Source organism: Blautia massiliensis (ex Durand et al. 2017) (genome assembly GCF_051861785.1).
Taxonomy (GTDB): domain Bacteria; phylum Bacillota; class Clostridia; order Lachnospirales; family Lachnospiraceae; genus Blautia_A; species Blautia_A luti_A.
Window position 1 is genome coordinate 3,333,564 of the sequence record NZ_CP146725.1, and the last position, 13,732, is coordinate 3,347,295.

Below are 13,732 nucleotides of genomic sequence, written 5' to 3' on the forward strand. Positions count from 1 at the left end.
TTTGAAGACACCTGCCTTTCAGGATTCATAAAGGAGATTTTTATGTACAGAGATCATACAAAAGTAATAAAAATTGGAAATCGTGTTATCGGAGGAGGAAATCCGATCCTTATCCAGTCCATGACCAATACGAAAACGGAAGATGTGGAAGCAACGGTTGCGCAGATCCTTTCACTGGAAAAAGCAGGCTGTGATATTATCCGCTGCGCAGTTCCTACTATGGAAGCTGCGAAGGCTTTATCCCAGATCAAAAAACAGATCCATATTCCGCTGGTTGCGGACATCCATTTTGATTATCGCCTTGCCATTGCAGCCATGGAGAACGGTGCGGACAAGATCCGTATCAATCCGGGAAATATCGGTTCCAAAGAGAGGATCCAGGCAGTTGTGGATACAGCAAAGGAACGGAATATCCCTATTCGTGTAGGAGTAAACAGCGGTTCCCTTGAAAAAGAACTGGTAGAAAAATATCACGGTGTTACAGCCGAAGGACTTGTGGAGAGTGCTCTTGATAAGGTGCACATCATTGAAGAGATGGGATATGACAATCTTGTGATCAGTATCAAATCTTCTGATGTTCTCATGTGCGCCAGAGCCCATGAACTGATCGCAGAAAAAACACAGTATCCTCTTCATGTGGGAATTACAGAAGCAGGAACTCTGTATTCGGGAAATATCAAATCAGCTATCGGACTTGGGATCATCCTGTATCAGGGAATCGGAGATACCATCCGTGTTTCTCTGACAGGCGCACCGCTGGAAGAAGTGAAATCAGCCAAAAGGATCCTGAAAACGCTGGGACTTCGCAAAGGAGGCGTGGAGGTTGTTTCCTGTCCGACCTGCGGAAGAACAAAAATCGATCTGATCGGTCTTGCAAACCAGGTAGAGACTATGGTACAGGATATTCCTCTTGATATTAAGGTTGCGGTTATGGGCTGTGTGGTAAATGGACCGGGAGAGGCGAAGGAAGCAGATCTTGGAATTGCAGGAGGCGATGGTGTTGGTCTTCTGATCCGGCATGGAGATGTTGTAAAAAAAGTACCGGAAACGGATCTTCTGGATACACTTCGTCAGGAACTTCTTACCTGGAATGAGCAGGAGTCATAATGGAGAAAGATTTTTTTGATGTATTTCCGCATCTTAAAGTGAAGAAAGAGCTGGAAGAACTTCTGGACATGGTATTTGTGACAAAGGTTTCCATGAACCCCGGAAGAACTCATCTGAGGGTTTATATCGAAAGCAGCCGCTGGATACACAAGAAGAATATTTTTGCGCTGGAGGATGAGATCGAACGGCAGTGCTTTCCGGGGATTCCCATGACTGTAACAGTTGTGGAAAAATTTCATCTTTCCGAGCAGTATACACCGGAGAACTTTCTGGAAAGCTACCGTTCCAGTATGGAGATGGAGCTGCGCAACTATAACATGCTGGAGTACAATCTGTTCCGCAGATCAAAAATCATTTTTACAGGAAAAGATACCTTGCGTATGGAGCTTCCGGATACGGTTATTTCCAGACAGAAAAGCGAAATACTTGTTGAATATTTTCATAAGGTTTTCTGTGAACGTTGCGGTATGGATCTGAAAGTGGAACTGGATTTTGTGGAAGTGAAAGAGAGTAAATACCGGAAAAATGCTGCACTTCAGATCAAACAGGAAGTGGAAAATGTCCTGAAGCATGCCAAACTCAGCGGTGATCAGGAAAGCGAACCGAAGCAGGAGGATACAGCCAAGGAAGAGACAAAGAAAACCTCTGGAGATAAGAAGGGCGAAAAGACAAACGAGAAGAAATCCTTTGACAAAAAACAGAAGAAGGTTCAGAAGGGAGATTTCCGCGGCAGCTTCGGATTCCGCAGGGACAGCAATCCGGATGTGGTTTACGGCAGAGATTTTGATGGAGAAACGATTCCGCTGGAGAGCATTACCGGTGAGATGGGTGAGGTTATCATCCGATGTCAGGTTATGGATGTGGAAGCTCGTGAGATCCGAAATGAGAAAACGATCCTGATCTTCCCTGTGACCGATTTTACGGACAGTATTGTTGTGAAGATGTTTCTGCGTAACGAGCAGGTTCCGGAAGTGACGGAAAGTGTAAAAAAAGGCGCATTCCTGAAGCTGAAGGGAGTTACCACCATTGACCGTTTTGACAGTGAGCTTACTGTTGGAAATATTACAGGTATCAAGAAAATCGCCAATTTTACCAGCACAAGAATGGATACCAGTCCTCAGAAGCGTGTGGAGCTTCACTGTCACACCAAGATGAGCGATATGGATGGTGTCAGCGATGCAAAGGCATTGGTAAAACGTGCCTATGAGTGGGGACATAAGGCTATCGCTATCACGGATCATGGCGTGGTGCAGTCCTTCCCGGAGGCAAATCACTGCTTTGATGCCTGGGGCGGTTGTGTTCCAAAGGAGTCTGATTTTAAGGTGCTTTATGGAATGGAAGCGTATCTGGCAGACGATCTGAAGGGTATGGTCACCAATTCCAAAGGGCAGCGGCTGGATGGAGATTTTGTTGTTTTTGATATTGAGACTACGGGATTCTCAGCACTAACCTGCAGGATCATTGAGATTGGCGCGGTAAAAGTGGAAAAAGGACAGATCACAGATCGTTTTTCCACCTTTGTAAACCCGGAAGTGCCCATTCCGTTCCGTATTGAGCAGCTGACAAGCATCAATGATTCCATGGTCCTGGATGCACCTGTGATAGAGGAAGTACTGCCGAAATTCCTGGAATTCTGTGAGGGCTGCGTGATGGTGGCCCATAATGCGGACTTTGATATGAGCTTTATTATTGAAAACTGTAAACGGCAGGGGATTTCGGATGATTTTACTTATGTGGATACCGTTGGTATGGCCAGATTCCTTCTTCCTGCCCTGAACCGTTTTAAACTGGATACGGTAGCCAAGGCAGTAGGTGTTTCTCTTGATCATCACCACAGAGCTGTGGATGATGCGGCATGTACCGCAGAGATTTTTGTGCGGTTTGTAAAGATGCTGGAAGAAAGAGATATTTTTGATGTGGATGAGATGAACAGCCGGGGTGCGGTTTCACCGGATACCATCCGAAAGCTGCCCACATACCATGCTATTGTTTTTGCAAGAAATGAGACCGGAAGGATCAATCTGTACAAGCTGGTAAGCCAGTCCCATTTAAAGTACTATCACAGAAGACCAAGGGTTCCCAAAAGTGTGCTGGAAAAATACAGGGAAGGCCTTCTGGTGGGAAGTGCCTGCGAGGCAGGAGAGCTTTATCAGGCACTTCTTCGCAATGCACCGGATCAGGAGATCGCCAGACTGGTAAATTTTTATGACTATCTGGAAATCCAGCCTCTTGGGAACAATGCGTTTATGCTTGCGGATGAAAAACATGATATGATCAATTCTGAGGAAGACTTAAAAGAGATAAACCGGAAGATCGTAAAACTTGGAGAACAGTTCAAAAAACCGGTGGTTGCCACCTGTGATGTGCATTTTATGGATCCTCAGGATGAGGTTTACCGACGGATCATCATGGCAGGAAACGGATTTTCTGATGCAGATAACCAGGCCCCGCTTTATCTTCGTACAACGGAGGAAATGCTGGAGGAATTTTCCTATCTGGGAAGTGAAAAGGCGGAAGAGGTGGTGATCACCAATACCAATAAGATCGCGGATATGATCGAGAAGATATCACCGATCCATCCGGATAAATTTCCACCGGTCATTGAGAACTCCGAGCAGGATCTTAAGAATATCTGTTTCACGAAGGCCCACGAAATGTACGGAGATCCGTTGCCGAAGATCGTGGAGGACCGTCTGGACAGGGAGCTGAATTCTATTATCTCCAATGGTTATGCGGTAATGTATATCATTGCACAGAAGCTTGTGTGGAAGTCCAATGAGGACGGCTATCTGGTTGGATCCCGTGGTTCTGTAGGTTCTTCTCTGGCAGCGACCATGTCCGGTATCACGGAGGTAAACCCTCTGCCGCCTCATTATCTCTGTCCGAATCCGGACTGTAAATACAGTGATTTTGATTCCCCTGAGGTGAAAAAATACGCGGGTATGGCAGGATGTGATATGCCGGATAAGATCTGTCCGAAATGCGGTGCCAGGATGAACAAGGAAGGCTTTGATATTCCTTTTGAGACATTCCTTGGTTTTAAAGGTGATAAGGAGCCGGATATCGACCTGAACTTTTCCGGTGAATATCAGGCCAATGCCCACCGGTATACAGAGGTTATCTTCGGAAAAGGGCAGACCTTTAAGGCGGGAACCATTGGTACCCTTGCGGAAAAAACCGCATTTGGTTATGTGAAGAACTATTATGAGGAACGGGGGCAGCACAAGCGTTACTGTGAGATCAACCGTATCGTGAAGGGCTGTACCGGTGTCCGCCGTACCACTGGCCAGCATCCGGGAGGTATCATCGTACTGCCTATGGGTGAGGAGATTGAGAAATTTACACCTGTGCAGCACCCGGCCAATGATGTGAACAGTGATATCATCACCACACATTTTGATTACCATTCCATTGACGGAAATCTTCTGAAACTTGATATACTTGGACACGATGATCCGACAATGATCCGTATGCTGGAGGATCTGACCGGCATCAGTGCAAGAACAGTTCCGCTGGACCAGAGAGATGTCATGTCCCTGTTTGCGGGAACGCAGGCTCTGGGGATCAGCCCGGAGGACATCGGCGGCTGCAGGCTGGGATGCCTCGGGATACCGGAGTTTGGTACAGACTTTGCCATGCAGATGTTGATCGATACCAAGCCGAAATATTTTTCCGACCTGGTACGTATTGCTGGACTTTCCCACGGCACGGATGTATGGCTTGGAAATGCCCAGGTATTGATCCAGAATGGTACAGCTACCATTTCCACAGCAATCTGTACGCGAGATGATATTATGATCTATCTCATCGGAAAAGGAGTGGAAAGTGGTCTGGCGTTTACCATCATGGAGAGTGTCCGTAAGGGAAAGGGGCTTCGTGAGGAATGGATCCAGACTATGAAAGAGCATGATGTTCCGGACTGGTATATCTGGTCCTGTAAGCTGATCAAGTACATGTTCCCGAAAGCCCATGCAGCAGCCTATGTTATGATGGCGTATCGTATCGCCTGGTATAAAGTGTTTCATCCACTGGCTTATTATGCAGCATTTTTCAGTATCCGTGCCACATCCTTTTCCTATGAACTGATGTGCATGGGAAAAGAACGTCTGGAATATTATATGGCGGAGATCCGGAAAAAAGGTGATGATGCATCCAAGAAGGAACAGGATACACTGAAGGATATGAGGATCGTACAGGAAATGTACGCCAGAGGTTTTGATTTTGTGCCGATCGATCTTTATAAGGCAAAGGCACACCGGTTCCAGATCATCGGAGATAAGCTGATGCCTGCTCTGGATACCATAGAGGGTCTTGGAGATAAGGCAGCAGAGGCAGTTGTGGATGCTGCCGCAAAAGGCAGATTCCTTTCCAAGGATGATTTCCGTGACCGTACCAAGGTCAGCAAGACCGTTATCGATCTGATGGATGATATGGATCTTTTCGGAGATATCCCGCAGTCCAATCAGATGTCCCTGTTTGATTTTACGGGTTGATATATGATACCGGAAGGGCTTACAATAAATAAAAAAATGCTGCCGTTTGTCCTGAAGGCTGATCTGGCAGTGAAAACTCCCAGGAGGATACCAGATACTATGAAAAAAGAAGAATTAAGATACCTGCAGCGACTTGCGGAGCTGTATCCTACTATAGCAAAGGCTTCAACAGAGATCATCAATCTGCAGTCTATATTAAACCTTCCGAAAGGTACCGAGCATTTCATGTCGGACATTCATGGAGAATACGATGCGTTTTCCCATGTTCTTCGGAATGGATCAGGGGCTGTACGAAAAAAGATCGATGATGTATTCGGACATACCTTAAGCAACAGCGACAAACGTTCTCTTGCCACACTGATCTATTATCCGAAGGAAAAGATGGAGGTTGTAAAAAAACAGGAAGAAGACATGGAGAACTGGTACAAGATCACACTTTATCGTCTGATCGAAGTATGCAAGACAACGGCATCCAAATATACCCGTTCCAAGGTCCGTAAGGCACTTCCCGCAGACTATGCATATGTGATCGAGGAGCTGATCACAGAGAAAGCGGAAGTTCTGGACAAAGAAGCATATTACGATGCCATTGTCAATACGATCATTGATATCGGCCGGGCAGAGAATTTTATCATTGCCCTGGCAGAACTGATCCAGCGTCTTGTTGTGGATCATCTTCATGTGCTGGGAGATATTTATGACAGAGGTCCGGGTCCGCATTTCATCATGGATCGTTTGATGAAATATCATTCGCTGGATATCCAGTGGGGAAATCATGATGTGGTCTGGATGGGAGCTGCTACAGGACAGAAAGCCTGTATTGCAACGGTGATCCGGAACAGCATCCGTTACCGAAATATGGATATTCTTGAGGATGGATATGGGATCAATCTCATGCCTCTGGCAACCTTTGCAATGGAGGCTTATAAGGATGATCCATGTACTGCTTTTGAGATGAAGGGAGATGCCAATAACTATAGTATTCTGGAAGAAGAGCTTGGACGGAAAATGCACAAGGCTATTGCCATTATCCAGTTTAAGCTGGAGGGGCAGCTGATCCGCCGGCACAAAGAATTCCATATGGAAAAACGTTGTTTGCTTCATAGGATCGATCTGAAAAAGGGAATGATCACACTTCCGGACGGAAAAGAATATCCGCTGACCGATACATATTTTCCTACTATTGACTGGAAAAAGCCATATGAACTTACCACAGAGGAAAAGGATGTAATGGAACGCTTGGATTCCGCGTTCCGAAACTGCGAGAAACTGCAGAATCATGTCCGGCTTCTTCTGGACAAGGGAGGACTTTATAAAACTTATAATGGAAATCTTCTGTTCCATGGAAGTATTCCGCTTAATGAGGATGGAAGTCTGAAAGAAGTCCAGATTTATGGAAAAACCTACAAAGGAAAAGAATTGTACGATGTTCTTGAGACTTATGTGCGCCGGGCGTTTTTCTCTGTAAATGAGGATGAAAAGCGTAAAGGCAGGGATATTATGTGGTATATCTGGGCAGCTCCGAATTCACCGCTGTTCGGAAAAGACAAGATGACCACCTTTGAACGTTATTTTATTAAAGATAAGGAAACACATAAAGAAACTAAAAATGCCTACTATCATCTTCTGGAAAATGAGGATGTTGTAGATGATCTGCTCCGTGAATTCGAACTGGATCCGGAAAAAGGTCACATCATCAACGGGCATGTGCCGGTTCACCAGAGTGAGGGAGAGAGTCCTGTAAAATGCAATGGCAAAGTTCTTGTGATCGACGGCGGTTTTTCCAGACCATATCAGAAGGTTACGGGGATTGCCGGTTATACACTGGTTTATAACTCCTACGGGCTGATCCTGTCTGCTCATGAGCCTTTTACTTCTGCGGAAGAAGCGGTAGCCAAGGAGCAGGATATTGTTTCCAACAGGGTGGCGGTTCATTACAATAACAAACGTACACTGGTAGGTGATACCGATACCGGAACTGCTCTGAAGGAAAGGATCAGTGAGCTGATCCAGCTTCTGGAAGCTTACAGAAAAGGTATCATCAAAGAGAAAAAATAAGCAGAATTGAGAAATACAAGAAGCGTTTCCAGTATGCTATAGTAAACAGAGGTGATGCAGATGAGAAAAAACAAAAGAAGAAAAAAACGGCTGAGAGCGGTTCTGGTCCTGTTGATCATTCTGTTTATTCTGGCAGGACTGGGAGGGATGCTGTATGTTTCCCACAGGGATAAAGTGGAAAAAGAACAACGAAGAGAGGCCGCATTGGCTGCATTGGACAGTATTCCGGAGGTGACAGCAACTCCGGCAGCAACAGCAACACCGGTTCCGACAGCGACACCGACACCGTCATTGACACCGGTCCCGACAATCCTTCCGGCATTTGAACCGGAAAATTATCAGGGGATCTGGTACAGCGAAGACGGGCTGACAACGATCGATATTTATGACATCAGTCTGAAATCTGTTTCCTTTACCTATAAGAGAGTGAATGGAAAAGATCCTTCCATGACCGCAGAAGCAGATGTGACTGCAGAGGTAGCAGGAAATGCCACACAGTTCCGTTTTAAGGATTCCGAGGGGAATAAGGCAAAAGGCGAGTTTGTTTTCGATAAAAGTGGTGAGCTTTATGTGAAGGTAAAAACATATGAACGGGGAGAAGGGTCTCTGACCTATCCGAAAACAGAGTCTATTATGAACCGGCAGGAGCCATCTCTGGAAGTATCCGAAAATTCCGATGAAGATGCTTCCTATAATGAAAGCAACGAAAATTCCTATGAACAGGAATCCTACAGCGAAAGCAGTGAAAATTCTTCTGATGAAAATACAGAAGAATAGGAGATTCTCTACGGAGAAGAAGAAACCTATTATACGGAATGATCAGAAAAAATAAAACACGGTAAAATAAAGAATCCCCGGATTTTGGCAATCAGGGAATCCCGATACAGGAATTCCCGAAACTGTTCCACATTTCCGGGGATCTCTTTATTTAATCATTTTTTTGCGGTCTGTGCGGCCGACGAGATAATCGATGCTGGTGTCGTAATAATTTGCCAGCCGGATAAGCATTTCGATAGGAATATTACGGGATCCCGTTTCATAATGGGAATAAGAACGCTGACTGATATGAAGAATCTCACTTAATTCTCTCTGGGACAGATCCGCGTCTGTACGTAAATCCTGAATACGCTGAAATTTCATTGTGCTCACCTCTTCTTTCTATTGAAAGTATAAAACAGAACGAAATGCACCCTTGCAAAAGGGAGCAAAATGGACTATACTAAATTTATTATCTTCTAAAATTCAGAAAATGTCTATCTGAAAATTCCCTTGTTTTTAACTGAATGCGGATTGTGAATATCCGCCTGACCTGAAAAGACGAAAAGATGGAAAATCGGGATCCGTTTTTTTCGCAGAAAGGAATGTATTTGTTTGCGAGTGTTTTATCAGCAGCGATCTACGGAATAGAAGTACGTGAGATCCAGGTTGAGGCAGATGTCAGTGATGGTCTGCCTTCTTTTGCTATGGTAGGATTTCCCTCTGCCCAGGTGAGAGAGGCCCAGGAAAGAGTCCGGACTGCATTTAAGAACAACCGGCTTTGTCTGCCACCAAAAAAAGTAACTGTAAATTTTGCACCTGCCGATATGAAAAAGGAAGGAGCCGGTTTTGATCTGCCTGTGGCGGCTGCAGTACTTGCGGCTGCCGGAATTCTGGAACCGGATCTTCTGGAAGGAGTTATGATCGTAGGAGAGATCAGTCTGAATGGAGAGATCCATGGGGTTGCCGGAGTTTTGCCTCGGGTGATCCGCGCAAGAGAGCTGGGCTTACGCTTTTGCGTTATTCCGGAGGAAAACATCCGGGAGGGGAATCTGGTGAAGGATATGCCGGTGTTTGGAGTAAAAAGTCTGAATGACATGATCCGGTGTCTGAGAGACCCAAACACTTATACAGCTGCGTATCAGGAAAAAGAAAAAACAGAAAACAAACCGGAAATACCAAAGGTTGATTTTGCGGACATTTGCGGGCAGGAAGGAGCCAGGCGGGCGGCAGAGATCGCAGTGAGCGGTTTTCATAATATTCTTTTTATCGGACCGCCAGGATCCGGAAAGACCATGCTGGCAAGACGTCTGCCGACCATTATGCCGGAGATGACATTTGAGGAAAGCCTGGAGATCACCAAGGTATACAGTGTGGCAGGACTTCTCACGGAAAAAGATCCGCTGATCCGGCAGAGGCCTTTTCGAAGTCCGCATCATACCAGTTCCCCTCAGGCTTTGGCAGGTGGCGGCAGGATACCGGGGCCGGGGGAGATCACTCTTGCACACAGAGGTGTTCTTTTTCTGGATGAGATGCCGGAATTTTCCAGAAAAAGCCTGGAGATCCTGCGTCAGCCGCTGGAAGATAAGGAGATCCATCTGTCCAGAGCTGCCGGAACTTATATTTTTCCGGCCAGTTTTATGCTGGCGGCAGCGATGAATCCCTGTCCCTGCGGATTTTACCCGGATATGAACAGATGTCGCTGTACATCAGGGGAGATCACGCATTATCTTGGAAAGATCAGCCAGCCTCTCCTGGAGCGTATTGATATCTGCACAGAAGTTCCGGCAGTGAGTTTTTCAAAAATGAAAAAGAAAATTGCAGGGGAATCCTCTGCTCAAATAAGAAAGAGGGTGGAAGCAGTACAGGAGATCCAGAGAGAACGTTACAAAAAGGAAAAATTTTGCTTCAATGGGGAGCTTGACGGAAGAAAACTGGAAAAATACTGTGTAATGACGGGAGGGGCAGACAAACTTCTGGAACAGGCATATGAGCAGTTTCAATTCAGTACCAGAGCATATCATAAGATCCTGAAAACGGCCAGGACCATCGCGGATATGGAATCCTCCGAAAAGATAAAGGAAGAACATATCTGCGAGGCTCTGACGTACCGGGCATATGACAAGAAATACTGGTCATAAAACAGAAAAAAGGAAGGTATTTTATATGGAAGAAATACAGCAAACAAGGATCCGGTGTGCCCGGAAGGACAGTGGTGTTTATCCGGCAAGACTTAAGGAACTTCCTGGTATGCCAAAACAATTATATTACATTGGAAGCTTTCCGGATGATGCCAAACCTACAGCGGCGATCGTGGGAGCAAGGCTGTGCAGTCCTTACGGACGGATACAGGCCTTTAATTACGGAAAATTCTTAAGCGAACATGGTGTACAGGTGATCAGCGGTATGGCGGCCGGCATTGATGCTGAGGGCCACAAGGGTGCCCTGGAAGGTGGTACCCCGACCTTTGCCGTGCTGGGAAATGGTGTGGACATCTGTTATCCTTCATCCAGCAGAGGTATTTACCGGAGGATCCCCGAAAAAAACGGAGGGATCATCAGCGAATATGAACCAGGTACCAAAGGCAGGGCATATTATTTTCCGGCAAGGAACCGGATCATCAGCGGACTGGCAGATCTGGTGCTTGTGGTGGAAGCAAAAGAAAAGAGCGGATCACTGATCACAGCTGCCTGTGCACTGGAACAGGGGAAGATGGTATACGCCATTCCGGGAGCGGTAAATGATGCGCTGAGCAGAGGCTGTCACAAGCTGATCTACGACGGAGCAGGAATTGCATACTCTCCGGAAATACTTCTGGATGAGTGGGGATTATCTGTGAAAAAAAAGACAAATTTGTCTGAAAAAAGCAAGTTAGGACTTGCAACGGATTTGGATTTGGTGTATAGTTGTCTCGATTTACGACCAAAAAATCTGGATCATATTATCAGAAAAACCGGTTTTTCACCGGGAAAAACAGCCGGGATCCTGGGACAGCTTATTTTGATGGGGCTTGTGAAGGAAACCGGGAGACAATATTATATCAGACTTGAATAAATGCTTTTTTGCCCGGAGATTTAGCAGGAGTTTTTAAGCCGGACAGGAAGGCAGAATGAGATTAGGAGAGGTAAAATGGCCAAAAATCTGGTGATAGTAGAGTCACCTGCTAAAATGAAAACAGTAAAGAAATTTCTGGGGGCAAATTATACAGTAGAAGCGTCCAACGGTCATGTGAGGGATTTTCCCAAGAGCCAGTTTGGTATTGACGTGGACAATGATTTTGAACCGAAGTATATTACAATACGGGGAAAGGGTGAGCTTCTTGCAAAACTTCGTAAAGAAGCAAAAAAAGCAGATAAGATCTATCTTGCAACTGACCCTGACCGTGAGGGAGAAGCAATTTCCTGGCATCTGATGCAGGCTTTGAAGACAGATACTGCAAAGATGCACAGGATCACATTTAATGAAGTAACAAAAACAGCAGTTAAGGCGTCCATCAAGCAGGCCAGGGAACTGGACATGAATCTGGTAGATGCACAGCAGGCAAGGCGTATGCTGGATCGTATGGTAGGTTATACCATCAGTCCGCTGCTCTGGGCCAAGGTAAAAAGAGGCTTAAGTGCAGGCCGTGTACAGTCTGTGGCACTGCGTATCATCTGTGACAGAGAAGATGAGATCAATGCATTCATTCCTGAAGAATACTGGAGCCTGGAGGGTGAATTTCAGGTAAAGGGTGAGAAGAAACCGCTGACAGCCAAGTTCTATGGAACAGATAAAAAACTTCCCATCAGAAACCGTCAGGAAATGGATGATATCCTGAAAAATCTGGAAGACTGTAAATATGAGATCACAGAAGTAAAAAAAGGTGAGAGGATCAAAAACGCTCCTCTTCCGTTTACCACCAGTACTCTGCAGCAGGAAGCTGCCAAGACACTGAACTTTTCTACGCAGAAGACCATGCGCCTGGCGCAGCAGTTATATGAAGGTGTGGATGTGAAAGGCAGCGGTACGGTAGGTCTGATCTCCTATCTGCGTACAGATTCCACCCGAATTTCAGAGGAAGCAGATGCAGCAGCAAGAACTTATATTTCTGAGCAGTATGGTTCAGATTATGTTTCTCAGACAGAGAAGGCGATCAAAAACGGACAGAAGATACAGGATGCTCATGAGGCGATCCGTCCCACAGATATTGCGAGGACACCAGTTCTGGTGAAGGAATCCCTGACCAGGGATCAGTTCCGTTTATATCAGCTGATCTGGAGACGTTTTGCGGCAAGCAGAATGGCACCGGCACGTTATGAGACCACGTCTGTCAAGATCGGAGCAGGTGAGTATGTGTTCACGGTTGCGGCATCCAAGGTTGCCTTTGATGGTTTTATGTCTGTGTACACAGAAGAGGGCGATGACAAAAAGGGCAATGTTTTAAGTCAAAGTCTGGAAAAGGGTATGGAGCTGAAGCTGAAAGAACTGAAGCCGGAGCAGCATTTTACACAGCCGCCGGCACATTACACAGAGGCTTCACTTGTAAAGACTATGGAAGAGCTTGGAATCGGACGTCCAAGTACGTATGCGCCGACCATCACAACGATCATCAGCAGACGCTATGTATCCAAGGAACAGAAAAATCTTTACGTCACAGAGCTTGGAGAGGTTGTTAATAATATTATGAAACAGGCTTTTCCAAGTATTGTGGATGTAAACTTTACAGCAACTATGGAGGGGCTTCTGGACTGCGTGGAAGCAGGTACCGTACAGTGGAAAACGGTTGTACGTAACTTCTATCCGGATCTGAAGCATGATGTGGATGAGGCTGAGAAAGAGCTTGAGAAAGTTGATATACAGGATGAGGTTACGGATGTGATCTGCGACAACTGTGGCCGCAACATGGTGATCAAGTACGGTCCTCATGGAAGATTTCTTGCATGCCCCGGATTTCCGGACTGCCGTAATACAAAACCATATTATGAGAAGATCGGTGTTGCATGTCCGAAGTGCGGCGGCGAAATTGTCATGAAAAAAACGAAAAAAGGCAGAAAATATTACGGATGTGAGAATAATCCGGAATGTGATTTTATGTCCTGGCAGAAACCTTCTGCAAAGAAATGTCCGAAATGTGGTAATTATATGCTCGAAAAGGGAAATAAGCTGGTTTGCAGCCAGGAAACCTGCGGATATGTGGAACAAAAACCAAAAGATGAAGATTGATTGAATAAATGCTTTTCTATTAATTTTCAGAAAATCCCGTTAAAAATAAAAAAATATAAAAATGTCTTGTAAATTTCCAGAATAACGTGTAATATTAGACTAGAAAAACGATTTCT

8 protein-coding genes are annotated in these 13,732 nt (G+C 45.6%); 7 read left to right on the top strand and 1 reads right to left on the bottom strand.

What is annotated here, in order from left to right:
- Positions 1-42 precede the first annotated feature (42 nt).
- From ispG to V9W66_RS15690, 4 genes are all read left to right on the top strand, one after another.
- The gene (ispG, locus tag V9W66_RS15675) at positions 43-1,107 is read left to right on the top strand and encodes a flavodoxin-dependent (E)-4-hydroxy-3-methylbut-2-enyl-diphosphate synthase (protein ID WP_015524339.1); all 1,065 of its coding nucleotides are present in this window, start codon (positions 43-45) and stop codon (positions 1,105-1,107) included.
- Entirely contained in the window at positions 1,107-5,600 is a 4,494-nt protein-coding gene (locus tag V9W66_RS15680) for a PolC-type DNA polymerase III (RefSeq protein WP_144100407.1), read from the top strand. The genes ispG and V9W66_RS15680 overlap by 1 nt, the downstream gene beginning before the upstream one ends.
- Positions 5,601-5,699: 99 nt before the next feature.
- A complete protein-coding gene (locus V9W66_RS15685; protein ID WP_144093875.1) occupies positions 5,700-7,658 on the top strand; it encodes a fructose-1,6-bisphosphatase in 1,959 nt (652 codons plus the stop codon).
- A gap of 60 nt (positions 7,659-7,718) precedes the next feature.
- Positions 7,719-8,435, top strand: a complete 717-nt coding sequence (locus tag V9W66_RS15690) for a hypothetical protein (RefSeq protein ID WP_144093874.1) — start codon at positions 7,719-7,721, stop codon at positions 8,433-8,435.
- A gap of 147 nt (positions 8,436-8,582) precedes the next feature.
- On the opposite strand, the gene V9W66_RS15695 is transcribed toward V9W66_RS15690, so the two are convergent.
- A complete protein-coding gene (locus tag V9W66_RS15695; RefSeq protein ID WP_015524345.1) occupies positions 8,583-8,798 on the bottom strand; it encodes a helix-turn-helix domain-containing protein in 216 nt (71 codons plus the stop codon).
- Between the two features lie 185 nt (positions 8,799-8,983).
- Here V9W66_RS15695 and V9W66_RS15700 point away from each other — a divergent pair, with 185 nt between their 5' ends.
- The 3 genes from V9W66_RS15700 to topA all read left to right on the top strand — a co-directional run bounded on the left by V9W66_RS15700 (position 8,984) and on the right by topA (position 13,616).
- A complete protein-coding gene (locus V9W66_RS15700) occupies positions 8,984-10,555 on the top strand; it encodes a YifB family Mg chelatase-like AAA ATPase (protein WP_243121671.1) in 1,572 nt (523 codons plus the stop codon).
- 25 nt (positions 10,556-10,580) lie between these two features.
- Positions 10,581-11,468: a DNA-processing protein DprA gene (gene dprA, locus V9W66_RS15705; protein WP_144093872.1), complete on the top strand. Its 888-nt coding sequence runs from the start codon at positions 10,581-10,583 to the stop codon at positions 11,466-11,468.
- 75 nt (positions 11,469-11,543) lie between these two features.
- Positions 11,544-13,616, top strand: a complete 2,073-nt coding sequence (gene topA / locus V9W66_RS15710) for a type I DNA topoisomerase (protein ID WP_144093871.1) — start codon at positions 11,544-11,546, stop codon at positions 13,614-13,616.
- The last annotated feature ends 116 nt before the right edge of the window (positions 13,617-13,732 follow it).

Coding starts and splice junctions, on each gene's coding strand:
- dprA (WP_144093872.1), top strand. CDS start 10,581: ATGGAAGAAATACAGCAAACAAGGATCCGGTGTGCCCGGAAGGACAGT.
- V9W66_RS15700 (WP_243121671.1), top strand. CDS start 8,984: ATGGAAAATCGGGATCCGTTTTTTTCGCAGAAAGGAATGTATTTGTTT.
- V9W66_RS15685 (WP_144093875.1), top strand. CDS start 5,700: ATGAAAAAAGAAGAATTAAGATACCTGCAGCGACTTGCGGAGCTGTAT.
- topA (WP_144093871.1), top strand. CDS start 11,544: ATGGCCAAAAATCTGGTGATAGTAGAGTCACCTGCTAAAATGAAAACA.
- V9W66_RS15680 (WP_144100407.1), top strand. CDS start 1,107: ATGGAGAAAGATTTTTTTGATGTATTTCCGCATCTTAAAGTGAAGAAA.
- ispG (WP_015524339.1), top strand. CDS start 43: ATGTACAGAGATCATACAAAAGTAATAAAAATTGGAAATCGTGTTATC.
- V9W66_RS15690 (WP_144093874.1), top strand. CDS start 7,719: ATGAGAAAAAACAAAAGAAGAAAAAAACGGCTGAGAGCGGTTCTGGTC.
- V9W66_RS15695 (WP_015524345.1), bottom strand. CDS start 8,798: ATGAAATTTCAGCGTATTCAGGATTTACGTACAGACGCGGATCTGTCC.